Genomic DNA, 24213 nt, shown 5'->3' on the forward strand with positions numbered 1-24213 from the left:
TGACTCTCAGCCGTGCAAGTCATTGCAGGCGCGCAGCTTCTGGTGCTAACCCCTGCAAGTGCCACAGTTAGCCCATTCTCCGTGAGTGCACCCCAGTTCACCGCAGTCCTCCCGAGTCCCCCCCAGTCGGGGAGGGATAGGGGAGGCCGCGGGAGCCCGTTCCCGCCGCCGGACCGGAGTGGAGCGCGGCACGCTCGGGTCACGAGGCGAGCGGTACAATCAGCACGGCGACGCCATGTCCAATCCCGCCGAGGTCCTTGCCGTCCTGGCTGGTCATCTTCCAGAACTGCACACGCATGCCGTGAGTGGACTCTGGGTGTTCGGCTCGGCGGCGCGCGGGGAGCTTCGCCCCGATAGCGACGTCGACGTTTTGGTGGAGTTCGACCGGCCCGTCTCCCTCTTCGAGTTCTCGCGCCTGCGTCGGCGCCTGGAGCACCTGTTGGGACGGCGCGTCGACCTCGTCACTCGCGACGCGCTCAAGCCGCAGATGCGGGAACGCATCCTCAATGAGGCCGTGCGTGCCGCCTAGGGACTCGTCACTGCGCCTGCAGGACATCATCGAGGCCATCACACGGATCCGCCGGTACACGGCCACGCACACCCTGGAGTCGTTTGCGGCAGACGACATGACCGTCGATGCCGTGGTGCGAAATCTCGAGGTGATCGGTGAAGCCGCGCGCCATGTGGACGAGGACACCGTGCGCCGGTTGGCAGCGGTGCCGTGGCGCGACATGCGCGATCTCCGGAACCTGCTCGCGCATGAGTACTTCGGCGTGAGTATCCCCATCATCTGGGAGACCGTCGTCCGAGACCTGCCTCAGGTGCTCGAGATGCTGCAGGCCGACCACCAGCAGTAGCCGCGGCCACCCTTGTGCATGCGTGTCCCTGTGCAGTCGCGGCAGTCGCATCCCTCACGTGTAGGGCTTGGACTGGCTCTTCTCGCAGGCTGCTGGCTGCTGGCGGGAGGAGGGCTCCGCGCCGCCGTCCCTGACGCGTGGCTCGCGGTGATCGATCTCTATCTCGCCGGCGACTACGCCGTGGCGACACGCGCAATCGATGCCTCCCTCCAGCAGGAGCGCGAGCCCGACGTCTCGGCGGCGCTCGCGCGGATTCGCCAGGACCTTGGCGCGTCGCGGGCCGACAGCGACGAGCGACGGCAGTCCGTGCGTCGACTGCAGGGCGCGGTACTCGTGCCGCTTGAATCGCTGCTGCCGGTTTCGGTGCGCGTCGCGGATGACCCGCGGTTTCCACCCCTCGAACAGGCGCTGCGTCAGGGCATCGACGCTGTGGCCGCCGTGGAACGATCCACCGAGCCCGCCCTGGGCGCGTTCCGGGCATGGGCCCAGGTTGGCCTCATGCAGTTCCTCCTGAACACCGGCCGGGTCGCGGAGGCGGAGCAGGTGGGGCAGGGGATGCGCCTGCCGCGGCAGCTTCCGGATCTGCAGGCCGAGCATGACCTGCTGCGCGGGGTGGTGCGCGAGCGCACCGCGCGCATCGTCACCGGCGGGGCGAGCGGCGGGCAGACGTTCGTGGTGCCCGAGGCGGTCGGCGCACAAGGCGCGATCGGGAGCGGCAGCGCGGCGGGGGGCGTCACCGGGCGTGTGGATCGCGCCGTGCTCGCCCGCCGGTACTGGGCGTCAGCGGCCCGATGGTACGAGCGGGTCCTCGACGCCAGGCCTTCCCATCCCGAAGCACGTCTGCGTCTGGCGCGCACGTGGCTGGATCGCGGTGAGGCGGACCGGGCGCTGACGATGCTCGCACCGCTCGTGACACCGCCCTGTGCCTCGTCGGTCTGTGCCCTCGCCGTGCTCTTCACGGGCGAGGCGTACGAGCGTCGCGGCGAGGTTGGCCGCGCGGCCGAGTCGTACCGGGCTGCCAGCGCCGATGCCCGCACCCGGCAATCGGCGGTGCTGGCCCTGCTGGGCCTGTCGCTGCCTGATGACGCGGAGCAGGGGCTCGTGCTGGCCCGTACCCTGGCAGGCTCGTCGGCACCGACAGACGATCTCCCCGACGCGTGGAGCGTGTACGTCGGCGGCCGCCGCGATGATGTGGAGGCCGTGCTCGGGCCGTTGCGGCGAGGGCTGCGCCCGTGACGCGTACCGTGGTGGCTACGGTGATCGCTTTGCTCGTGAATGTAGGAAGCGTCGTCACACGAGGGCAGGAGGTGACGCTGCGCGCGCGGGTAGACGTCGTCACCATCGACGCGTTCGTGCACCACGAGGGGCGCCCGATCATGGGGCTGACCGCTGCCGACTTCCTCGTGCGCGACAACGGGGTGGAGCAGGAGGTGCGGGCGCTCGGGACGACCGACAGCGCGCACGTCATCGTGGCGCTCGACCTGAGCGGCAGCGTGGCCGGTGACGTCCGGTCGCGCCTCGAGGGGGCAGTCCGCGGCCTGCTGGACCGGCTCACGGCGGGCGACCGCGTGTCGCTCCTCACGTTCGCGGACCGGGTGCGCGTCCATCACGTCTCCGACGTCCCGACCATGGTGCGCCTCGATGATCTCGCGCGCGTCCCGGCCTTGGGAGCGACGACGCTGCTCGACGCCCTGCTCGTGGGCAGCCAATTGGCGCGAGCGGATACGCGCCCCGCCCTCCTCCTGGTCTTCACCGATGGCGCCGACACGGCGAGTTGGACGACGGCCGGGCGGGTGCTCGAGGCGCTGCGCCAGGCGTCGGTCACGGTCGTGCCCGTCGCCGCGGGCCTGCCGTCAGCGGCACCGAGCCCACGCGATGCGACGTACTTCCGCACGCGGTCCTGGTTGGCTGCCTCGCCTGGAGACCTGGTGCGGTTGATGGACAGGCTGGCCGAAGCGACTGGCGGCGAAGTCGTGCGCCTCGAGCGCAACGCGGCACTCGCCGACGCGTTCGGCCGCATCCTCGACCGGTATCGTCAGCGCTACCTGCTGTCGTTCACGCCGCGGGCGGACAATCCGCGAGGCTGGCACCGGCTGGACGTGCGCCTGCGCCAGCGCGCTGGAACCGTGGTCGCGCGTCCGGGCTATGTCGCGCCTTGAACGTGCCTTGCTGACCTGCGCATCACAGGGTCACAGGCGCTTCAGCAGCGCCAGGTCGCCGGCGATGAGCGCTTCCTTCTTGACCCGCGTCCAGCGCTTCAGTTGCCGTTCACGTGCCCGCGCTCGAAGCCTGTCGGTGTGCTGTTCGGCATACACGAGCGTGACCGGAAGGCGCTGACTCGTGAAGCCTGAGGCCTCGCCGGCCCGGTGGGTAAGGACCCGCGCGACCACATCGCTCGTCTCGCCGACGTAGAGCGAGTCGTCAGCACACCGCAGGATGTAGACGTAGTGCACGGTTGGACGACGATGGCACCGTCGTCGGGCAGAGGGGAAGCCCTTCGACTCGTGGCCAGTTCGCCTGCGGCTCACTGTCCACTCGCTCAGGGCATTCGACCCGCGGTGGCTCGCCATGAGCGAGCCTGCCCTTCGACTCGGACGCAGGGCGTCCTCGCTCAGGGCGTCGCCGGCTCGCCGGAGGCGAGACGGTGGGCGAGTCGAATGGAACTGGATTCGGGTGCTAAGGGCCCTTCGACTCACGCCCGGTTCGCCTGCGGCTCACCGTGCGTTCGCTCAGGGCATTCGACCCGCGGTGGCTCGCCATGAGCGAGCCTGCCGGCTCGCCGGAGGCGAGACGGTGGGCGAGTCGAATGGTGGAGGCGGCGGGAGTCGAACCGGTTGACTCTCAGCCGTGCAAGTCATTGCAGGCGCGCAGCTTCTGGTGCTAACCCCTGCGTAGGCAGCATTTGGGTCAGTTCTCCCCAGTACACTCCCATTCTCCCCAGTACTCCTGAATCCTCCCCGGTCGTGGAGGAATAGGGGAGGCCGCGGGAGCCGGTTCCCGCCGCCAGCGACACCGTCCGGGCCGTGCGGGGCAGTCCTAGGTCACCTGCTCAGGCTCGGCCAATCGGATCGGCACCTCGGTCCCGTCCGGGAAGCGCGCGGCGAGTACGAGTTCGCCGTCCATCGCTTCGATGAACTTCTTGAGCGTGCCGATGTACAGCTCACTGCGGCGTTCCATCTTCGATACTTCCGCCTGAGTCACGCCCAGGAGCTCGGCCATAGCTTCCTGCGTCAGCCCCTTGGCCTTGCGCAGCTGCGACAGGTGGAGCTGGTCGCTGAGGCTCCGCGCCTCCGACTCGATGCGCGCCCGAGTGGCCGGGGTGACGCGGGTCTTGATGTCCGTCCAGGACTGTCGCTTCATAGCAGGCCTTCCTTCGCCAGGGCCGCGAGGTATTCGTCGTACAGGTCGTCGGCCACCGGCACGTGCTGCTCGTACCAGCGGTCCTGCCCGGTCTTGTCGCCGCCGAGCAACAGGATCGCCGCGCGGCGCGGGTCGAAGGCGTAGAGCACCCGGTACGGCCGCCCCGCGTGCTGGATGCGCAACTCGCGCATGTGCCGATGGCGTGAGCCGTGGATGCCCGACGAGTAGGGGAAGGGCAGCGACGGACCGTGTTCGACCAGCAACTCGACCACACGACCCACATCGACCTGTTCGTCCTCGGACAACCGCACGAACCAATCCGCGAACGTGTCGGTGCCCTCGACCTCCCAGGCCATGCTGCAGTATGCCTTGAGAGGAATAGTTGTTCAAGGGAATGTTGCCGCCGGCTCGCGCTTGCTGCGGTCTCTCGCATCCCAGGGTCCGCACAGCCGTCATGGAGATGCCATCGGTTCGCGCGCAGCAACGCTACGACCACCGCCTCCGGCACCTGTCCAGCGCGGCGAGACGACAGGCTTGATGCTGAGCCAAGGCCTGCGCTGGGCCCCTCCTGACGCAGCAGCCCTCGTGGTACCCTGCGGCGCGTCAGCCCTCCCTGGCAGGTGAACACGTCGCGGTGGTCGCTGCAGTTGCCGTCATCGACCTCGCGCATCTCGAGAGCTCGGGAGCCGCGCGTGACTGGATGGTCCGCGCGCAGGAGGTCGCAGGTGATGCGTTGTGCGGTGCTCGTCCTGCCGTGCGCATGCGGCGCCGCCTTGCTCGCGGCGCAGCCGCCATCGCCTGCCTCCGCCACGGCGCCACCGCGCGATAGCCGCCCCGCGCCACTGCCTGCGTCGCCTGCGAGTGATGCGCGAATGTTCGGCCGTGTGATCGACGCCGAGACCTCGCGTCCGCTGCGAGGCGCGTTCGTCCTCGCCGTGCGGCAGCGCCTGCCGGACGGGACCCGGATCGCCGAACGCCAGGACTCGCGCCCACCAGCAGCCACGCGCACGGACGCCGATGGCCGCTTCTCGCTCGGTGAGCTCGACCCCGGCGAGTACGCGGTCATCGTGCGGCGCTCCGGTTACGTGCAGCAGCAACTCGGCCAGGCCTCGCCCAGCACCCCTGCACGGCAACTCGTCGTCGGGCCGGGGGCCGTCGCCGGCCCGCTCGAGTTCGGCTTGGTGCGGAGTGCGGTGATCAGCGGCCGCGTACTGGATGCGAACGGCTACCCGGCCGATCGCGTCACCGTCCGGGCTGAGCAGTTACGCTCGGTGGACGGAGTGTCGCGCCTTCAGGCAGGCTCGCAGGCCACTACCAACGACCTCGGCGAGTTCCGCGTCTTCGGGCTCGCACCAGGCCGCTATGTCGTGTCGGCCATTCCGCCGCAGGCATCGGCACCACGTGCCACATTCGCCGAGACACCCGAACGCGAGCTCGTGCCCACCTTTGCCCCGTCGGCCACCGCCCTGCACGAGGCGCAGCCGATTCGCGTTGGCCCGGGCGACGAGGCCGAAGCGCACATCCACCTCGTCGAAGCTACGGTCGCCACGGTGGCGGGGAGCGTCATCGACAGCGCCGGCAAGCTCGTCACCGAGGGGTTCGTCGGCCTTCAGCCTCGCGAAGGATGGCGGGTGACGCAGGGCACCTCGACGCCTGTGAACGGCAATGGCACGTTCACGATCCTTGGTGTCGCGCCAGGCGCCTACACGCTCACGGTGTCGCCACGCATCGACTCCGGGACGCGGGAGGAACGCGCGACGCAACTGGCACGCAGCGAAGTCGGGATGCTCGACGTCGACGTCAGCGGCGACGTGCGCGGCCTCATCCTGCGGACGCAGCCGGGGACCACGGTACAAGGGCGACTCGTGGTGGAGGGAGACGCCTCTCAGCTGCGCGGCCGCGACGTGCGCGTCCAGGCGACGTCGATCAGCGCCTCGCGCACGTGGAATCCACAGGCGCGGGCGCAGGTGAGGCCGGACTTGACGTTCGAGCTCGTCGGCGTGCGCGGCCCTTCGGTGCTGCGCATCGGCAACGGACCCGCCGGTTGGTGGACCCGCGCTGTGCGCGTCGGGGGAGTCGATGCCACCGACGGCCACGACTTCGGCGTCGCCCGCACCGTCGTTGACGTCGAGCTCGTCGTGAGCACCAGGCCCAGTGGACTGCGCGGCCGCGTCGTCACGTCTGCTGGCGGACCGGCGACCGATGCCGTCGTCATCGGCTTCGACGACGACGCGCGCAGGTGGGGACGGCCGGTCGTCGCCAACACCTTCATGGTGAGACCGGTGGAGGACGGCACGTGGTCGATCGACATGCTGCGCCCGGGCTCGTATCGCCTCGTGGCGGTCCCGGCGGCGACGGCTCGCGGCGACGACCTCGGGGATCCCGACTACCTCAGGGAGCTTCTTCCGCGTGCCCGCGTGGTCTCCGTCCCGGAAGGGGAAACGCCGGAGGCCGTGATCGTGATGGAGGTGCCGTGAGGTCGCGTCGCCTGTGGGCCGCGGCCGTGCTATTGACCGGCGTGGCGTTCGGTTCGCCGGGCATCGCGCACCTCTTCGCTCAGATGCGATCTGGGGTCGTGATGGGCGTGTCGTCGCCGCCCGCGGCACGGCCTGACGGCACCGGCACCCTCCGCGGTCGCGTCGTCGAGGGCGGGAACGGGCAGCCGCTGCGCGGCGCCACGATCTGGGCCAGTTGGCGCGCCGCGGAAGGGGAGGGGCAGGCCCAGTTCTCCACCCGCACCGACGGCCTTGGTGGGTTCACGATCGAGCGCCTGCCGGACGGCGTGTACTTCGTGCACGTGCAGCGCCAGGGGTTCTACGACGGGCCGGGCACGAACCAGTCACCGCGACAGGTGACGTTGCGTGGAGGCGGCACCATCGACCTGGGCGACGTGCGCCTCCTGACGGGGGGTGTCCTGACGGGGCGTGTCCTCGACCATCACGGCGAACCTGTCGTCGGCGGCAGGGTCACGGCACTGGGGCGACTTCCCGGGCAGGAGGTCCTGATGCCTCTGGGCGGCACCGCCGTCACCGACGACCGTGGTGTCTACCGTGCGCATGGGCTGATGCCCGCGACGTACACCGTGCGCGTGGTGCCGCCGGGCCCCTCGGGTCGAGGTGCCGTCAGGTTGCAGGGGAACGAGCCCGAGTCCCTGCCAGCATTCGCCACCAGCACCTCCGAGCTGTCGGCCGCCGAGTTCGTCGATGTGCGGGCCGGGGAGGCGGCGATCCTCGATGTCCGACTCGGCGCAGGACGCCTGTCGCGAGTGGTCGGGCGGGTGGTCGTGCCGGGTGAGGCGGCGACGAGCACGCAGCTGAGCGTCTCCCTGCACCTCATCGATCCTGGGGTGCAGTTTGCGATGGCGTCGGCCAGGCCCCAGCCGGACGGGTTGTTCGAGCTCCTCGATGTCGCGCCCGGACGCTACCGCGTGGTCGCGGAAGAGTTGATGGGTGTCACTCCGCAGGGCATGAACCGGCGTCGCGCCGGCTGGGCGGAGATGGCCGTGGCTGGCGAGCCGGTCGTCGAGGTCGCGGTGCCGATTGGCTTCGGTGCGGTCGTGCGTGGCCGCGTCGAGGTCGAGGGGGGCGACGTCACGACCCTGCACGATCGACCGCTCGAGGTCGTCACGTCGTCGGTGGCGGCGAGACACTTCCTGCAATCGGGATCGATGGCCTCGTCGACAATCAGCGACCTGACGTTCACCCTGCGTGACGTGCTTGGTCACCAGCAACTGCACGTGCAGGGACTGCCGCCCGACTGGTGGCTCAAGTCCGTGCTGATCGATGGCGAGGACGTGTTCGAGGGCCGCGAGTTTCCGGTCACTGGCACCGTGGACGGCGTCGTGCTGCTCGTCTCGTCGCGTCCGTCCGGTGTGCGGGGCGCGTCGCGGGAAGCGCGGACGCCCTGAGGGGATCGTCCGTGCTGGTACTGCCTGGTAACAGTGTCGAGGCCCCACGCAGACATCAGTCCGCTGGCCGCATTGCGACCGTCACGGCGGATGGCAGCTTCACCGCAGGGGCTCTCCGGCCAGGGCGGTACCGGCTCGTGGCGCTTTCGCCCAAGGCACGCAGCGCTTACGACCGGCTCGGTCACGAGGAGCGGCGAGCGTTGATGGCCGCGCAGGGACGCGTCGTCGATGTGGTCGAGGGACGTCTCGTCACGGTGGAACTGCCACTGGTGGAACGCTGACGGAGCGGCACTCCGAGAACGGTACCGGTCGGAATCGCGCCCCTACCTCCACGGAGACCTGCGAAGGCACGACGCCACCATCGTCTGGTGCGCGATGATCGGGGACGCTCACGGATGAGGGGAGGCGGCGGGAACCGCGCCCGTGTCCGCCTTAGCCGGAGCACAGAACACGCCGGATTTCGATGAACTGGCTTCCGCGCCTACGCGCGAATCGACCCACTCCGGGGAGAAATACGGGAGGGGAGGCGGGAACGGAACTGAACTGTTGCTCCTAAGTGACTGATGGTCAGTCACTTAGGTTGGTGGAGGCGGCGGGAGTCGAACCGGTTGACTCTCAGCCGTGCAAGTCATTGCAGGCGCGCGACTTCTGGCGTTAACCCCTGCAAGTGCCACAGTTAGCCCATTCTCCGTGAGTGCACCCCAGTTCACCGCAGTCCTCCCGAGTCACCCCCAGTCGTGGAGGAATAGGGGAGGCCGCGGGAGCCCGTTCCCGCCGCCGGACCGGAGATGGAGCGCCGGCACGCTCGGCTCCGAGGCGAGCGGTACAATCAGCACGGCGACGCCATGTCCAATCCCGCCGAGGTCCTTGCCGTCCTGGCTGGTCATCTTCCAGAACTGCACACGCATGCCGTGAGTGGACTCTGGGTGTTCGGCTCGGCGGCGCGGGGGGAGCTTCGCCCCGACAGCGATGTCGACGTCTTGGTGGAGTTCGACCGCCCCGTCTCCCTCTTCGAGTTCTCGCGCCTGCGTCGGCGCCTGGAGCACCTGTTGGGACGGCGCGTCGACCTCGTCACTCGCGACGCGCTCAAGCCGCAGATGCGGGAACGCATCCTCAATGAGGCCGTGCGTGCCGCCTAGGGACTCGTCACTGCGCCTGCAGGACATCATCGAGGCCATCACACGGATCCGCCGGTACACGGCCACGCACACCCGGGAGTCGTTTGCGGCAGACGACATGACCGTCGATGCCGTGGTGCGAAATCTCGAGGTGATCGGTGAAGCCGCGCGCCATGTGGACGAGGACACCGTGCGCCGGTTGGCAGCGGTGCCGTGGCGCGACATGCGCGATCTCCGGAACCTGCTCGCGCATGAGTACTTCGGCGTGAGTATCCCCATCATCTGGGAAACCGTCGTCCGAGACCTGCCCCAGGTGCTCGAGATGCTGCAGGCCGACCTCCAGCAGTAGCCGCGGCCACCCTTGTGCATGCGTGTCCGTGTGCAGTCGCGGTCGTCGCCTCCCTCACGTGTAGGGCTTGGCCTGGCTCTTCTGGCAGGCTGCTGGCTGCTGGCGGGAGGCGGGCTCCGCGCCGCGGTCCCTGACGCGTGGCTCGCGGTGATCGATCTCTACCTCGCCGGTGACTACGTCGCGGCGACCCGGGCGCTTGATGGTTCCTTGCAGCAGGGGCGAGAGCCCGAAGTCTCGGCGGCGCTCGCGCGGATTCGCCAGGACCTTGGTGCGTCGCGGGCCGGCAGCGACGAGCGGCGGCAGTCCGTGCGTCGACTGCAGGGCGCGGTGCTTGTGCCGCTTGAATCGCTGCTGCCGCTTTCGGCACGCGTCGCGGATGACCCGCGGTTTATACCCCTCGAACAGGCGCTGCGTCAGGGCATCGACGCTGTCGCCGCCGTGGAACGATCCACCGAGCCCGCCCTGGGCGCGTTCCGGGCATGGGCGCAGGTTGGCCTCATGCAGTTCCTCCTGAACACCGGCCGGGTCGCGGAGGCGGAGCAGGTGGGGCAGGGGATGCGCCTGCCGCGGCAGCTTCCGGATCTGCAGGCCGAGCATGACCTGCTGCGCGGGGTGGTGCGCGAGCGCACCGCGCGCATCGTCACCGGCGGGGCGAGCGGCGGGCAGACGTTCGTGGTGCCCGAGGCGGTCGGCGCACAAGGCGCGATCGGGAGCGGCAGCGCGGCGGGGGGCGTCACCGGGCGTGTGGATCGCGCCGTGCTCGCCCGCCGGTACTGGGCGTCAGCGGCCCGATGGTACGAGCGGGTCCTCGACGCCAGGCCTTCCCATCCCGAAGCACGTCTGCGTCTGGCGCGCACGTGGCTGGATCGCGGTGAGGCGGACCGGGCGCTGACGATGCTCGCACCGCTCGTGACACCGCCCTGTGCCTCGTCGGTCTGTGCCCTCGCCGTGCTCTTCACGGGCGAGGCGTACGAGCGTCGCGGCAAGGTTGGCCGCGCGGCCGAGTCGTACCGGGCTGCCAGCGCCGATGCCCGCACCCGGCAATCGGCGGTGCTGGCCCTGCTGGGCCTGTCGCTGCCTGATGACGCGGAGCAGGGGCTCGTGCTGGCCCGTACCCTGGCAGGCTCGTCGGCACCGACAGACGATCTCCCCGACGCGTGGAGCGTGTACGTCGGCGGCCGCCGCGATGATGTGGAGGCCGTGCTCGGGCCGTTGCGGCGAGGGCTGCGCCCGTGACGCGTACCGTGGTGGCTACGGTGATCGCTTTGCTCGTGAATGTAGGAAGCGTCGTCACACGAGGGCAGGAGGTGACGCTGCGCGCGCGGGTAGACGTCGTCACCATCGACGCGTTCGTGCACCACGAGGGGCGCCCGATCATGGGGCTGACCGCTGCCGACTTCCTCGTGCGCGACAACGGGGTGGAGCAGGAGGTGCGGGCGCTCGGGACGACCGACAGCGCGCACGTCATCGTGGCGCTCGACCTGAGCGGCAGCGTGGCCGGTGACGTCCGGTCGCGCCTCGAGGGGGCCGTCCGCGGCCTGCTGGACCGGCTCACGGCGGGCGACCGCGTGTCGCTCCTCACGTTCGCGGACCGGGTGCGCGTCCATCACGTCTCCGACGTCCCGACCATGGTGCGCCTCGATGATCTCGCGCGCGTCCCGGCCTTGGGAGCGACGACGCTGCTCGACGCCCTGCTCGTGGGCAGCCAATTGGCGCGAGCGGATACGCGCCCCGCCCTCCTCCTGGTCTTCACCGATGGCGCCGACACGGCGAGTTGGACGACGGCCGGGCGGGTGCTCGAGGCGCTGCGCCAGGCGTCGGTCACGGTCGTGCCCGTCGCCGCGGGCCTGCCGTCAGCGGCACCGAGCCCACGCGATGCGACGTACTTCCGCACGCGGTCCTGGTTGGCTGCCTCGCCTGGAGACCTGGTGCGGTTGATGGACAGGCTGGCCGAAGCGACTGGCGGCGAAGTCGTGCGCCTCGAGCGCAACGCGGCACTCGCCGACGCGTTCGGCCGCATCCTCGACCGGTATCGTCAGCGCTACCTGCTGTCGTTCACGCCGCGGGCGGACAATCCGCGAGGCTGGCACCGGCTGGACGTGCGCCTGCGCCAGCGCGCTGGAACCGTGGTCGCGCGTCCGGGCTATGTCGCGCCTTGAACGTGCCTTGCTGACCTGCGCATCACAGGGTCACAGGCGCTTCAGCAGCGCCAGGTCGCCGGCGATGAGCGCTTCCTTCTTGACCCGCGTCCAGCGCTTCAGTTGCCGTTCACGTGCCCGCGCTCGAAGCCTGTCGGTGTGCTGTTCGGCATACACGAGCGTGACCGGAAGGCGCTGACTCGTGAAGCCTGAGGCCTCGCCGGCCCGGTGGGTAAGGACCCGCGCGACCACATCGCTCGTCTCGCCGACGTAGAGCGAGTCGTCAGCACACCGCAGGATGTAGACGTAGTGCACGGTTGGACGACGATGGCATCGTCGTCGGGCAGAGGGGAAGCCCTTCGACTCGTGGCCAGTTCGCCTGCGGCTCACTGTCCACTCGCTCAGGGCATTCGACCCGCGGTGGCTCGCCATGAGCGAGCCTGCCCTTCGACTCGGACGCAGGGCGTCCTCGCTCAGGGCGTCGCCGGCTCGCCGGAGGCGAGACGGTGGGCGAGTCGAATGGAACTGGATTCGGGTGCTAAGGGCCCTTCGACTCACGCCCGGTTCGCCTGCGGCTCACCGTGCGTTCGCTCAGGGCATTCGACCCGCGGTGGCTCGCCATGAGCGAGCCTGCCGGCTCGCCGGAGGCGAGACGGTGGGCGAGTCGAATGGTGGAGGCGGCGGGAGTCGAACCCGCGTCAAAGTGTTGATGGCAAACGACTTGTGGCGAGTTGAGGCCAATAGAATCGGGCTTCTTTCGCTGCCTGCATCACTACGGCAACCAGCTCCACGGGCCCAGAAACGGCGGGTCCGTGGAGAAATCTTGGAGAAGGATTTCGGCTTCTCCACCGGAGTGATCATGAAGCCTCGCAAGCCCCACTACGCCTTCGACCCGCACGTCTCCTACGCTGATCGCCTCTTCGACCTGAACCACTGGATCCGCTCCAACACGGGCGTGATGAAGGCGGCTGCGCCCAACGGGGTACGGCCCTTCCCGGCGTTGTACCGTCTGACCCGCGAACACGTTCGCCTGCTGCGCCTGTGGAAGAAGGTCGAGGTCGCTCGGGCTCGACTCGCGGCAACTCAGGCCGCCGTAGCCCACACGGGCCAGTCGCTCCCCGGTGGGTATGCATTCGACCTGGCACGGACGGATGTGATGGAGGCGGAACTTCGCGTTGGAGAACTTCGCGCCAGCCTGCGCCATGAACGGGAGAAGGAGAAGCCGTCATCTCGTGTCATCGCACGACTCCAGCATCGCCTGCGCCTTGCTCGTCGTCGGCTGGAGGATCGACGGGAGGAACTCGAAGACGCGACGTGGGACGACATGATGCAGACGTTCGCCTCGTTCGCCTGTGAGGGACAGCCGGAGTGCAAGCCGGACGACCCGTGCCGCTCGTGCCTTGCGCGGACCAGGCTGGCCGAGCGCGAGGAGGACGAGGGGGCGCCCTCGCTGCAGTGAAGTGCAGGAGTCCTTGCCGTCCGTCTCGTCCAGCCCTTTTACCTTGTTGTGGAAGAAGTGATGCAGGGGAGAGCAGGGCAGGCGAGGTGGACCGGATGGACGCCTTGGACGTGACGGCGTGACGGCGATGACGGCAGGGAAGGGGGTGATGCGCACGGCTCCCGCGACATCCTCCCTCTCTCCATCTCCCTAGTGCGGTAGTCACGTCCTTCCTCCCGCCCTCGATAGGAACGTCCTGGACTCCCAAGATTCTCGCGAGGGCGGTTGCTAGCCAGGGCCGCGCCGTCACTGCCGTCACCCTGTCACCACACCCTGTCACCACCCACTCGTGACCTCCGGGTCACACCTCCCACCTCCATCCCCCATGCGCGCTGCCCTGTACGCCCGTGTCTCCACCCTCGATCAGGAACCCGAGAACCAACTGCGCGAGCTTCGCTCCTACGTCTCCCACCGCCAGTGGCAGGCGAGGGAGTACGTCGATCACGGGGTCAGCGGGGCGAAGGAGTCCCGCCCCTCCCTCGATGCGCTCCTGAAGGACGCCAAGCGGCGGAGGTTCGATGTCCTGGTGGTGTGGAGGCTCGATCGCCTCGGGCGCAACCTCCGCCATCTCGTCCTGTTCCTCGATGAACTGCAGGCCCTCGGCATCGCCTTCGTCACCCTGGGGGAGGGCATCGACACCTCGACGCCAGCAGGACGTCTCCAACTCCACATCCTCTCGGCGATGGCCGAGTTCGAGCGGGCGCGGATCGCGGAGAGGGTGAAGGCGGGGCTAGCTAGGGCGAAGGCGCAGGGGAGGCGGTTGGGGAGGCCGAAGAGGCAGCGGCTGACTGAGAGCCAGCGGGCGGAGCTAGCGGGGCTGAGCGTACGCGATGCTGCCAAGCGACTGGGGGTGTCGGCGGCGACGGCTCATCGGCTGCTAGTCGCTGCCTAGGGCGAATCGGGTTCTCGGCTGGGGGCCGCTGCCTCGCGTTCCTCCAGCACTTGCCGAATCCTGACGAGTTCCACCTTGAGGCTCTTCAGCACGCCGGGGATCTTCTGGAGTTCGTAGCCTGTCCTGACCTCCTCGTTGTCGTACGAAAGCGCCCTTAGCAGTACCTCCGTGTCGATCTGGAACGTTTGGACGTGCTGCTGGCCCGAGCTGTCCTCCCAGAACGTGGTGCCGCTGACCGCGCGGTCGCTGTTCCCAGTAACCACGCTGTGGCTTGCACCGACTAGAACGTGCGTGTCGCGGCCAGGAAGGATTGCCGGGACAGGCTGGCAGAACAGTCGGTCGGCTGGTTTGCCTGCCACCACGAGTGGTACCCGCCACTCGACTCTCACGTTGCGAGCCACCCCGCCGCCCGTGTTCACCAACCGAAGAACAGAAAGGCCATACCTAGAGTAGGTGTCCAGGACGACGTGAACCGCTGGCTGCATCTGGTCACGGTGTATGGCGACGGTCTCCATGGTGACCAGCGCGGCGATGGAAGCGGTGGTCACGGCTAAAAGACCAGCAACGGCCGACCAACGCTCAGGCCCGGATGCGGCCCACGCGATCCAGCCAGACCCGGCTAGGCAACCTACGGCCAGCAAGACAAGCGGGACTGCAACGGCCACCATGCTGCGGAACCGCAAGAGCAACAACCTGACCTCCGAATCCGGCACGAGGCCCGCAGCGGCGAGGGCTAGCGCGGCGCCCTGCATTGATGCCCGTGCTCGCCTACCACCCTAGCAGACCGCGTGGACCGAGGTGTCTCAACAAACCCTGCCGCCGACCCGCTCACTTTCGCCTGGAAACGCACGGCGATCCCCGCGGTCGGCCCGGTCAATGGAGCGTCTCAGAAAACAGTCCATTACTGAGACGGGGCAGTGGCGCGATGCAGAAGGACGCGCGGGACTAGCTCCTCTAGTGCCGACACAGCCTGGCGCACACTCTCATCGCTGACCGCGCTGCCATGCGCAATCAGGCTTCGGATTCGGTAGCAGTCTCCCGCCGCCCTGACCGCCTCCTCCTGTTCACTGCTGGGCCCAGACGCGTAAGCCTTGCCTACGAGGGACTTGATCTGGCGGGTCAGGGAGGTCTGCTTCAGGTAGCCAACACTCTGCGCAAGCTGGTTCAGTGCGTGCACTACCTCCGGCTCGCCTGCCGAATCGGCGCTCGCCTTGGCCTCTCTCTGCCAACGCTCGACCAGTTCGCCGACCACTGGCGGGTTGGGCGACTCGTCTCGCAGCGTCTCCAAGCAGATCACCAGCGCAATCAGGCGAGCGGTTCTTGTGCCGAGGGTGAAGTGCGAGAAGTAGAAGTCGAGTGCTAGCTGTAGCTCCAGGTCGACACTAGCTAGAGAGCATCGAGCCGCCATCTCCGCGGAGAGGCTGGCGGGGTTGCGACGAACGGTGGCGGTCACGTCCCCCATGTAGATCCACCGCGGCTCCCGGTCAGTGGGAAAGACCGATGGTAGGTATCCATCACCGAGTCCATGAACGGGTTCAGTGAAGCCCAGATGTTCTGCGCTCCGTTCCGGATCAGGTGACCAGGCGATATGCCCTACACTGCGTTCGAGCTGCAGTGGCCAATGGAGACTCGCTGCTGCAACCTGCAACACGGCGGTGAGCTTCTCGCGTAGCCGCTCGCCCTCGGGCTGACCAAGGCACCCATCGACGCGAAGGATGTACCAGTCGCCACGGCGGCCAAGTCTTGCGGGCTTTCCATCGAAACTGAAGACGTGCTCGGTGTCGAGCGCGATCTCTGTGCCCTGCAGCAACCTGAAAGGTATCCGCGCCGAGTAGTCTTGATGTAGCAATGCCGACTTGGCTTCAGGACGCTCGCCCACAGATCCTCCGTTGGCGCAGAATGCGCAACTCCTCCCCCCCGCCCCCCGCCAGCACCCCCACCCCGGGCTGGTGTTAATTGCCGCCAGGAAAATCGCAGGGGTGCGAAGGGGCGTGACCCCTGCAGTGACGCGAGCGTGCCCGACCTATGTGCCTGGTCCACCACCCACGCCCTTGTTTGCGGCCATCTCGACGGACGCTCCACAGCGGCATGAGCCGGCCCACCAGCCCAGCTACTCAAGCACCAGTCCGCTATCGGTCAATCCGGCGTCGCCGTCTCCAGAGAACGGCCGCTGCTGGCAGAAGTAACGCGATTGTCGCCGGCTCCGCTACGTATGCAGTGATGTGGAAGTTTCCCCTCAGCTGGTAGTCGCCGTTCGCGTCAAGCGCCAAGAAGGGGCCGCCAAAGTACGGATAGCCGAAGTCGTCGGGCTTGGTCAGCAGGAAATGGGCCGCACCGCGTAGCTGAGCAAACTTCAGGGCGTTCGCCGGATCCAGCGGAATCTGGTACTCGGCACGGACGGTCGGGTCGCTTGGCCGAAAGATCGAGACCATGATGGGGCTATTGAGCCCAGGTGCCAATGTCCCCAGCGTTGGCTGCCCTCTAAGCCACCCGTACGCCGTCACCGGACCGAGCGCAAACACCTGTGTGGGCGCGGGAAAGACCAACGTGGGAGCTAGCTCGATCGAAAGCCCGACGCCCGCGAGTGCATCATCCGCCGAGAGCGTGAGCGTTACTGGGAATGTGCAAAAAGTCGGGCGTCTGTACTTGTCGTAAACGCACGGCGACAGGGGAGATGCTGACGCCATGGATGGCAGGGAGGCCAACGTAAGGCCCAGAGCGATAGAGCCAACTGACGACGGCAGGCATCTGGCAAAGGAACTCCCAAGACGAGACCAAATGAACCGCATCGCTAAACACTCCTCGTGAGTAGGGACACCGACACAGAGCAAGTCTGTGGGTGCCTTGTAGCTCTGGCCCTAGACGCAATGAATCTAGCATGCGAACCAATCAAGCGTGGCAGTAGGGATACTCGCCGCGAAGAATGCTCCTTCGCCTGGTGACGGTCGCCGTGGCCGGGGACAAGGTCGCTCCAGTCCGCGCCTGGAGGGCAGAGCTGCGTGGGCCTTACGCCAGAAAACATGGGTGACGCGTGCGACTGCCGCGCGAGGGCTTCAGAGTGGCGCGCCATCCCCGTCTGCTTCAGCGCGCGTGTGCGCCACCAATGGCGCGGGACGTGGCCGGCAGAATCATGTCCGCGAGCGCCACCGCGGCGAGATGCTGAGCGTCGTCGGCGCCTCTGCGACAAACGGGCACGTCGATGGCCCATAGCTGGCCGGCTTCCTCGGCGAGGCGCTCCGCGATGGCGATGGTGCAGACGATGCGCGTCGACACGGCCATCGAGCTTCGCCAGCGGCGCCGTGTTGATCGCCTTCAAACGAGTCGGCCGCGGGTTCGACGTCAGCGGCTGCAGGCGCACGGCCTTGCCCGGGGCCACGCCGCCCTAGTCCTCGTGCACGGCAGGCCGCCAGAAACCCGGCCCAATAAGGTAGCGCGACACGAGCGGCGCGAAGCGCGGCGTCGGCGCCCGCTGGGCGGCACGCCAAGCCACTTGCGGGGGGCACTTCTTGACCGTCACCCGCGACCGGCCCATCTCCCGCGCCACGGCGCTTTGCAGCCGCCCCTCCACCAGCATCTCTCCAGCGGACCCATCGCTGCGCCCCGTCCACGGAGTGAGGCGAGGGCGGGTCTTCATCGGCCCGGCGATCGTGTCTAGCGGGCAGCCACCAGAAACTAGCTATGGCTAGGCGTTGGTGAGGTGACTCGCCGCGTCGTCCTGCTGCCAGGCTGCGGGCGATCGATCGTACCCGCCGCCAACCCCATGCCCACGGACCGCTCTCCCCTTGCCCCGGCAAGCTGAAAGCTGAGCCCCGCGTCAACCTAGTCGAAGGGGCTGAAATGCGGCGTTCTCAGCCTGTCAATAGGGAGCCAAGCGTCAGAAAAAATTGAACTTAATCGATTCTGATCGTGTTCGTCTCGCGAACTAGCTGTAGACTAGGTATTGCGACAAGGTAAACCTTGCCGTCGGCGTGCAAAAGCGGGCACGCGCGAACGCATCGAAGGGAACAATGACGGAAGCCAATCAGGGCACGCCGCACCAGATGGTGGGGCTGCAGCGGGCAAGTGACGGCAGTGACGGCCGGGACGGGCCGGACCAGCTTGCGCGTCTCATGGAACTGGCGGACACGAGCGGGATGATGCTGTTCCACAGCACCAGGAAGCAGTCGTACGCCATGGTCCCGGTGGGCGAGGGCAGCAGGGTGCTTGCCGTCACCTCGGACGAGGTGGGCGACTGGCTGGGGCAGCGGTTCTACGCCACGTACGGCGTTCCGCCGAGTGCGCACGCGCTCGACGTGGCCGTGCGTGCGCTCTCCGGGAAGGCGAGGTTCGGTGGCGAGGAAAGGGACCTGTTCCTCCGCCTCGGCTCCCGGGAGAACAGCCATGTAGTGGAGGTGGATCTGGGTGACGAAGTCGGTCGCGCCGTGCAGATCACCGCCTCCGGCTGGACGGTGGTGCCTAGTGCGACGCTGATGTTCCGCCGGCCTTCGGCGATGGCCGCGTTGCCGACGCCTGCGCCGGGCGGGTCGCTGGAACTGCTTCGTCCCTTCGTCAACGCCAGCCACGACCACTTTCAGCGGCTGGTGGGCTTCCTCGTGGCGTGCTGCCGGCCGAGTGGCCCATATCCGATCCTGGAGATCACCGGGCCCCAGGGCGCTTCCAAGACGACGCTCGCCCGCGTGATTCGTGCCCTGATCGACCCCAGCCTCGCCACGGCGCGTTCGGCTCCGTCCAACGACCGCGACTTGGCAATTGCCGCGCACAACGCATACCTGTTGTCGTTCGACAACATGAGCCAGATCAGCCCTCAAATGTCCGATGCCCTCTGCCGCATCTCGACGGGCGGCGGCTGGAGCGGGCGTGCCCTGTATCACGACGCCAAGGAGATGGTGCTGGAATACAGCCGCCCCATGGTTCTCAACGGCATCATCAGCCTCGCCAGGCGGCCGGACCTGCTGGAGCGCACGATCCCGATCGAGTTGCAGCCGATCAAGGTCAGGAGGTCCGAGGATGAACTGTGGCGCGACTTCGGCGCCGTGCGGCCTCTCATCCTCGGTGCGCTCTACGATGCTGTGGCTTGCTCCCTCTCTCGTCGTCACCTCCCCGAGCCGACGGGGCTGCCGAGGCTCGCGGACTCCGCGGTGTGGGTTCACAACGCCGAGCCCTCGCTTGGCTGGCCGCCGGGAACCTTCATCAACCTCATGACCGAGGTGCGCCGGAACGCAGCGCGCCGCGCCCTCCACGAGTACGACGGCTTGCTTGCGGCGCTCATCTGCCTCGTGGACAGCGCTCACAGCGCGGGTGGTAAGGAGTGGAAGGGCACGATGTCGGACCTGCTCACCTACCTGGTCAAGACCGAGGTTGGTGGCCTGCCGAACGCGCCGAGTGGGCTTGGTGACCTGATGCGCAGGCTTGTTCCGGCGCTCGCCGAGGAGGGCATCGACGTCACCTTTGACCGCAACCGCAATACCAGGTTCGTCCTGATCGGCTACCGCCAGTTGGCGACCGAGGGCGTCGACTAGAGCTGGTCGTAGCTACCGTCACACGATGTCGCACAGAGGGGCGGCGGTTGGGCGCCGCCGCCACTCGATCTCCTATCGCTTCTAACCTTAGTGCCTTTACGGGCGTACCGCTATTCCAAACTCAATAGCACAGCGCGGCGGCTGCGCGTTTGGATCTGACACCGTCACATGCTCCTTCCCGATGCCACGAGCAGCGGTTGCACGGCGAGACACATTTCGATAGGCTCAGGCTCCCTCCTGAGCGCGGACACAGATCCGCGCGGTGAGCATGTTTTTCTCCACGATCGAGCACTCGCGCTCTACGCGAGGTCACCGCCAGTCAGTCGAGGAGCCGTGCATGTGGGCCCTGCCGTCACTGCATCCTTCTTCGACCTGCCAATGTCGATTCAGATGTTTGCTTCAGGGCGACATCTGACAGGAACCAACGTGAGCCGCACAGTTCAGGATGTTCTTGTCAAGGTCCTCCGGCTTGCCTTCTTGCTCGCCTCTTTCGTATCGTTCGCGTCTCACTCGAGGGCTCAGGTAGTCATCAGCCAGGTATACGCCGATGGCGGATGGCTGACAGGGTCTGGATGGAGCAACGACTACGTCGAGCTGCACAACAACGGGTATTCGTCTGTCAGCCTTTCCGGTTGGGAGCTTAGGTACTTTCGGTTCTCCTCAAGTTTTCCGAGCACCCTTCGCCTTTCCGGTTCTATCGGTCCTGGCAAGTACTACCTGATCAAGTTGAACGGTTCGATCTCTCAGCCTCGGCCGCTTCCCACACCGGATGCTACCGGCTCGATCGACCTCTCAACGTCAGGGGGCTCGCTCTATTTGATGACGTCTCTCGATAAAGTCAGCGACCTCTTCGGGTATGGCTTCTCGACTGAGTTCGCTGAGGGAGACCCTTACACCCGATCCATGGGCTACAGCGCCGCCTTTCGGCGTGGCGGAGGGTGCGTAGACACTGACGACAACTACTTCGACTTCTACTCCGGCCAGCCGGTTCCGCTGAACAGCCAAGCTAGCGCATGGAGTTGCGGGGTCACACCACCTCCGCCGACTTGCACCTACTCGGTGTCGCCCACGAGTCTGTACGGAACGGCAGCGGGAGGTGCCGGCAGCGTGTTCGTTACCACGCAGGCTGGTTGTGCATGGACTGCCGCCTCGGAGGCCAACTGGATTTCCTTGACCAGTGCGTCCGTCGGTTCAGGAAGCGCCACTGTGTCGTTCTCAACGCCTGCGAATGCCTCTACCTCCGCTCGAGCAGGTGTGCTTCTGGTGGCTGGCACCGCGGTTTCGATCAATCAAGATGGCGCTGCCAGTGCGACCTGCTCGACAGTCGCAGGCGGTGTCACGGATGGTGGGTTCGAGGCGGGCGCGCCCTGGCCGGCATGGACCCAATCGTCTCAGGTGTTCACGACCCCGTTGTGTGGCCCCACAAGCGGGTGCGGCACCGGCGGGGGGACCGCACCGCCAAGGACTGGCGGGGGATGGGCGTGGTTCGGCGGCGCCTCGCAGCCTGAGGTGTCAACGGTCTCACAGAACATGGTGCTCCCGAGATCGAGCAGCCTGTCCCTCCGCTTCTACCTTCGCAATGGCTCTGTCTCGGACCCGTACACCGACACCTTGACGGTGCTCGTGGACGGTGCCGTAGTCCAGACGATCACGGAGCTCTCGACGCCGTCGTCAACGTACATCTCCTGGGAAGTTGACGTCACCCCGTACGCGGATGGCGCTGTCCACAACGTCGCCTTCAGGTATACGGGCACCACCAACGGGTTCTCCAATTTCACGGTCGATGACGTCGACCTGTACAGTTGTCCGCTTCCAGCGCCGTCGATCACCGTGTCTCCGTCCACTTGGATGGCGCCCGTGGACGGTGGCACCCAGTCGATCACAGTGGCAGCGAACCGGACTGATGCCGCATGGAGTGCCGTAAGCAGTGCACCATGGGTATCCGTCGCCCCATTGAACGGCGTTGGGAGTGGTTCGGTGAGCCTCACGGCCAGCTCGAATGCTGCCAGTACCCTTCAGAGGGCAGCCGTCGTCACCGTCGGCGGGCGATCGATTCTGGTCACACAGCCGGGCGCGGCGGCAACGTACTCGCTGTCTTCCACTTCGATGTCAGTCGGAGGAGACGGCGCCGTGTCCCGAGTTCTCCTGACTGCATCACATGCGGACGCCTCGTGGACTGCCGTCAGCAATCGGTCATGGTTGACGGTGTCTCCAGCAGCAGGGTCGGGTTCGCAACTGCTCACGATCACCGCAGACCCCAATCAGGGTGTTCTTTCCAGGTCCGGCACCTTGACCGTGGCGGGAAGTACAATCGTAGTCAACCAGGATGCTGCCCCCACGTACGACAGCTACCTGGCCGAAGGGGCGACGGGTACGTTCTTCGATACGCAGTTGGCGCTCCTCAATCCGGGGACGACGACAGCCACGATCGCGATTGGGTACTTCCGCAGTGGCGCGGCACCCATCACCCAGACGATGACCCTGGCTGCCGGGACGCGAGCCACGCTCTGGCCAAGGCAAGTGCCCGGGCTCGAATCGGCGGAGTTCTCGACACAGGTGCGTTCGACGGTACCGCTCGTGGTGGATCGAACGATGTCATGGGGCGGTGGATACGGATCCCACGCGGAGACGGCCACGGCAAACCCGTCTCGTACCTGGTACCTGGCCGAGGGCGCCACCCATAGCGGTTTTTCGCTGTTCTACCTGCTGCAGAACCCAGGAAATACCGCAACAACGGCCAGGGTGCGCTACCTGCGGGGTTCCGGGCCGCCGTTGGAAAAGGTGTACCTGTTGCCGGCGCTCTCCAGGACGAACATCTGGGTGAATGTGGAGGAGTTCCCCGGACTGGGCCGGGCCCTCGCGGCAGAAGAGGTGAGTGCCGTCATCGAGACTCAGGACGGCACTCCGATCATCGTCGAGCGAGCCATGTACCGTTCCAACCAGGGGCGGACGTTCAACGCCGGGCACGAGAGCATGGGCGTGACTACGCCAGCAATCCGGTGGTTCCTGGCAGAGGGCAACACCGGGCCCTTCTTCGATCAGTTCGTGTTGATCGCGAATCCGTCTGACACGGCGGCGGACGTGCGAGTCACATACCTGCTTGCGAACGGCACGACGTACGCGAAGACGATGACGGCGCCCGCCAATTCGCGTTCAGGGATTTGGGTCGACTACGACACGATCCCCGGAGTACCAGGCTACCCGTTGGAGAATGTCGCGCTCTCGACGACCGTGGAGTCCACCAACGGCGTCGGACTGGTTGTCGAAAGGGCGATGTGGTGGCCCGGCGACGGCAATACATGGCACGAGGCTCACAACTCGAGCGGCGCGATTGAAACCGGCATCGCCTGGGCGTTGGCTGAAGGGGAAGTAGGAGGACTGAGGAATACTCAGACCTACGTGCTTGTGGCCAACACGTCATCGTACGCCGGCAGGGCGAAGGTGACGCTCTGCTTTGAGAACGGCCAAAAACTGGAGAAGATTTATCCCCTGCTGCCGCAGTCACGCATGAACGCCGCGATAGGCCCGGACTTTGGTACACAGGTCGAAGGGAAGCGGTTCGGAGTCATAGTAGAGGCGCTCGGCGCAACGGAAGGTGCGACGGTGCCCCAGATCGTGGTCGAGCGGGCCATGTACTCGGATGCAGAAGGAGTGCCGCTAGCTGCCGGCACCAACGCAATCGCGACCCGGCTGCGGTGAGGCGAGTTGAGGAGGCCGAGTGGCTGCGCTCGGCCTCCCCTACGCACCCTTGGCTTAGTGAGGCTTGCTGCGGGTCTTGGGGGGCGGAGGTGGCGTTCCCTCAAGCCCCCCAGTTCCCGTTTGGCAGGTCCGAGTCCTTCAGCCACCAGCCGCGGCCATCGGGTGTGCGCCGGAACCTCGGCCGCGTGCTCTCCCGCAAAAGCGTATAGAAGGTCGCGTCGAAGTTCTTGCTCCCAGTCTGAATCCCGCCGCTGAGCAGTGCCGCTGCGATCTCCTTGGTCGTGGCCGGTTCTCCTTTGGCTTCGAGCAGAAACTGGGCCGCCGCCTTGGGGATGCTCATGCCCTCATAGCGGTTATCGGTATTCCCTAGGGCCGCGAGCTTGGCCTGCACCTCAGGCATCCCCTGGAGCATTCCCTCGAAGTTGGCAATGTTCTGCTCGATCTGCGAGACCTCCTGGAGCTTCTGTTTCCGCAGCACGCGCATCGCTCGAATCGCGCTCTCGAACTCACCCCCTAGACGGTTGGTTGCCATGGTCCTTACCCCCTCTTTCGAGCGGCACTCCATCGAATGCCGGTGTTTGACCTCGCGAATCCGCGTCTGCTGCCGAGTGGGCGCACGACGACATCCGCGGGGCGGCAAGAGTGTTGAACTGTGACTGATGGGAACCTAGAACTGCTGGGACTCGCCCTTCTGGCACCGCAGTGCCTGAGGCATCCCGGAGTACGCGAGTCCATCGCGCACGGACCGTTTCGTTGCAGGCGCTAGGAGCGCCGCCACATCGCTTCGCCGTGTTGCTGGCGAAGCAGGCACCTTGGGCTGTCCGTCCCAGGTTGCCGGGAATCGCGGGTGACGCGACTCCACTCGGAATGCTATTG

The 24213-nt window shown here is 67.0% G+C and carries 24 protein-coding genes, 1 pseudogene and 1 riboswitch; of the genes and pseudogenes, 16 read left to right on the top strand and 9 right to left on the bottom strand.

Translation table 11 applies throughout. From position 1 onward, the window contains the following. Positions 1-178 precede the first annotated feature (178 nt). The 4 genes from TBR22_RS09325 (at position 179) to TBR22_RS09340 (ending at position 3016) form a co-directional block, all read left to right on the top strand. Complete coding sequence (locus tag TBR22_RS09325) at positions 179-529, top strand: nucleotidyltransferase family protein (protein ID WP_239492704.1); 351 nt, start codon at positions 179-181, stop codon at positions 527-529. After that, entirely contained in the window at positions 519-857 is a 339-nt protein-coding gene (locus TBR22_RS09330; RefSeq protein WP_239492705.1) for a DUF86 domain-containing protein, read from the top strand. The genes TBR22_RS09325 and TBR22_RS09330 overlap by 11 nt, the downstream gene beginning before the upstream one ends. Before the next feature lie 147 nt (positions 858-1004). Next, positions 1005-2093 carry a lipopolysaccharide assembly protein LapB gene (locus TBR22_RS09335; RefSeq protein WP_239492706.1) on the top strand — a complete coding sequence of 363 codons (1089 nt, stop codon included), beginning with the start codon at positions 1005-1007 and terminating at the stop codon, positions 2091-2093. Then, positions 2090-3016 (top strand): VWA domain-containing protein, encoded by a 927-nt coding sequence (locus TBR22_RS09340; protein ID WP_239492707.1) that lies wholly within the window; start codon positions 2090-2092, stop codon positions 3014-3016. The genes TBR22_RS09335 and TBR22_RS09340 overlap by 4 nt, the downstream gene beginning before the upstream one ends. A 30-nt stretch (positions 3017-3046) precedes the next feature. Here the strand turns inward: TBR22_RS09340 and TBR22_RS09345 are convergent, their stop codons facing one another. From TBR22_RS09345 to TBR22_RS09355, 3 genes are all read right to left on the bottom strand, one after another. After that, complete coding sequence (locus TBR22_RS09345) at positions 3047-3310, bottom strand: GIY-YIG nuclease family protein (protein WP_239492708.1); 264 nt, start codon at positions 3308-3310, stop codon at positions 3047-3049. A 583-nt stretch (positions 3311-3893) separates the two neighbouring features. After that, positions 3894-4217 carry a helix-turn-helix domain-containing protein gene (locus tag TBR22_RS09350; protein WP_239492709.1) on the bottom strand — a complete coding sequence of 108 codons (324 nt, stop codon included), beginning with the start codon at positions 4215-4217 and terminating at the stop codon, positions 3894-3896. After that, positions 4214-4573, bottom strand: a complete 360-nt coding sequence (locus tag TBR22_RS09355; RefSeq protein ID WP_239492710.1) for a type II toxin-antitoxin system RelE/ParE family toxin — start codon at positions 4571-4573, stop codon at positions 4214-4216. Before TBR22_RS09355 ends, TBR22_RS09350 begins: the two co-directional genes overlap by 4 nt. A gap of 516 nt (positions 4574-5089) precedes the next feature. On the opposite strand from TBR22_RS09355, the gene TBR22_RS09360 reads away from it, so the two are divergent. From TBR22_RS09360 to TBR22_RS09390, 7 genes are all read left to right on the top strand, one after another. Further along, positions 5090-6694: a collagen binding domain-containing protein gene (locus TBR22_RS09360; RefSeq protein WP_239492711.1), complete on the top strand. Its 1605-nt coding sequence runs from the start codon at positions 5090-5092 to the stop codon at positions 6692-6694. Next, the gene (locus TBR22_RS09365; RefSeq protein WP_239492712.1) at positions 6691-8124 is read left to right on the top strand and encodes a carboxypeptidase-like regulatory domain-containing protein; all 1434 of its coding nucleotides are present in this window, start codon (positions 6691-6693) and stop codon (positions 8122-8124) included. Before TBR22_RS09360 ends, TBR22_RS09365 begins: the two co-directional genes overlap by 4 nt. A 137-nt stretch (positions 8125-8261) precedes the next feature. After that, positions 8262-8405 carry a hypothetical protein gene (locus tag TBR22_RS09370; RefSeq protein ID WP_239492713.1) on the top strand — a complete coding sequence of 48 codons (144 nt, stop codon included), beginning with the start codon at positions 8262-8264 and terminating at the stop codon, positions 8403-8405. Positions 8406-8969: 564 nt separating this feature from the next. Beyond that, on the top strand, positions 8970-9263 hold the full coding sequence (locus TBR22_RS09375) for a nucleotidyltransferase family protein (protein ID WP_239492714.1): 294 nt from the start codon (positions 8970-8972) through the stop codon (positions 9261-9263). Further along, complete coding sequence (locus TBR22_RS09380) at positions 9253-9591, top strand: DUF86 domain-containing protein (RefSeq protein WP_239492715.1); 339 nt, start codon at positions 9253-9255, stop codon at positions 9589-9591. Before TBR22_RS09375 ends, TBR22_RS09380 begins: the two co-directional genes overlap by 11 nt. Positions 9592-9738: 147 nt before the next feature. Further along, entirely contained in the window at positions 9739-10827 is a 1089-nt protein-coding gene (locus tag TBR22_RS09385) for a lipopolysaccharide assembly protein LapB (protein ID WP_239492716.1), read from the top strand. Continuing rightward, entirely contained in the window at positions 10824-11750 is a 927-nt protein-coding gene (locus tag TBR22_RS09390; protein ID WP_239492707.1) for a VWA domain-containing protein, read from the top strand. Before TBR22_RS09385 ends, TBR22_RS09390 begins: the two co-directional genes overlap by 4 nt. Before the next feature lie 30 nt (positions 11751-11780). On the opposite strand, the gene TBR22_RS09395 is transcribed toward TBR22_RS09390, so the two are convergent. Then, complete coding sequence (locus TBR22_RS09395) at positions 11781-12044, bottom strand: GIY-YIG nuclease family protein (protein WP_239492708.1); 264 nt, start codon at positions 12042-12044, stop codon at positions 11781-11783. Between the two features lie 394 nt (positions 12045-12438). On the opposite strand from TBR22_RS09395, the gene TBR22_RS09400 reads away from it, so the two are divergent. Then, on the top strand, positions 12439-13188 hold the full coding sequence (locus TBR22_RS09400) for a hypothetical protein (RefSeq protein ID WP_239492717.1): 750 nt from the start codon (positions 12439-12441) through the stop codon (positions 13186-13188). A gap of 364 nt (positions 13189-13552) precedes the next feature. Then, complete coding sequence (locus TBR22_RS09405; RefSeq protein ID WP_239492718.1) at positions 13553-14119, top strand: recombinase family protein; 567 nt, start codon at positions 13553-13555, stop codon at positions 14117-14119. Here TBR22_RS09405 and TBR22_RS09410 read toward each other — a convergent pair. The 4 genes from TBR22_RS09410 to TBR22_RS09425 all read right to left on the bottom strand — a co-directional run bounded on the left by TBR22_RS09410 (position 14116) and on the right by TBR22_RS09425 (position 17392). After that, positions 14116-14667 carry a hypothetical protein gene (locus TBR22_RS09410; RefSeq protein ID WP_239492719.1) on the bottom strand — a complete coding sequence of 184 codons (552 nt, stop codon included), beginning with the start codon at positions 14665-14667 and terminating at the stop codon, positions 14116-14118. The two genes, TBR22_RS09405 and TBR22_RS09410, sit on opposite strands and share 4 nt — an antisense overlap. Positions 14668-15020: 353 nt before the next feature. Then, positions 15021-15998, bottom strand: a complete 978-nt coding sequence (locus TBR22_RS09415) for a hypothetical protein (protein WP_239492720.1) — start codon at positions 15996-15998, stop codon at positions 15021-15023. A gap of 250 nt (positions 15999-16248) precedes the next feature. Further along, positions 16249-16551 carry a hypothetical protein gene (locus TBR22_RS09420; protein ID WP_239492721.1) on the bottom strand — a complete coding sequence of 101 codons (303 nt, stop codon included), beginning with the start codon at positions 16549-16551 and terminating at the stop codon, positions 16249-16251. Between the two features lie 649 nt (positions 16552-17200). Then, complete coding sequence (locus TBR22_RS09425; RefSeq protein WP_239492722.1) at positions 17201-17392, bottom strand: hypothetical protein; 192 nt, start codon at positions 17390-17392, stop codon at positions 17201-17203. A 734-nt stretch (positions 17393-18126) separates the two neighbouring features. Here TBR22_RS09425 and TBR22_RS09430 point away from each other — a divergent pair. From TBR22_RS09430 to TBR22_RS09435, 3 genes and pseudogenes are all read left to right on the top strand, one after another. Continuing rightward, the gene (locus tag TBR22_RS09430; RefSeq protein ID WP_239492723.1) at positions 18127-19638 is read left to right on the top strand and encodes a hypothetical protein; all 1512 of its coding nucleotides are present in this window, start codon (positions 18127-18129) and stop codon (positions 19636-19638) included. 390 nt (positions 19639-20028) lie between these two features. Beyond that, positions 20029-20871 (top strand): annotated as a pseudogene (locus TBR22_RS26930) (lamin tail domain-containing protein); the annotation flags it as partial. 384 nt (positions 20872-21255) lie between these two features. Beyond that, positions 21256-23337, top strand: a complete 2082-nt coding sequence (locus TBR22_RS09435) for a BACON domain-containing protein (protein WP_239493485.1) — start codon at positions 21256-21258, stop codon at positions 23335-23337. Positions 23338-23437: 100 nt separating this feature from the next. On the opposite strand, the gene TBR22_RS09440 is transcribed toward TBR22_RS09435, so the two are convergent. Then, on the bottom strand, positions 23438-23869 hold the full coding sequence (locus tag TBR22_RS09440; protein WP_239492724.1) for a hypothetical protein: 432 nt from the start codon (positions 23867-23869) through the stop codon (positions 23438-23440). Between the two features lie 207 nt (positions 23870-24076). After that, a riboswitch (SAM-I-IV-variant riboswitch) is annotated at positions 24077-24213 on the bottom strand.

Origin of the sequence: Luteitalea sp. TBR-22 (assembly GCF_016865485.1) — a bacterium.
Classification (GTDB): domain Bacteria; phylum Acidobacteriota; class Vicinamibacteria; order Vicinamibacterales; family Vicinamibacteraceae; genus Luteitalea.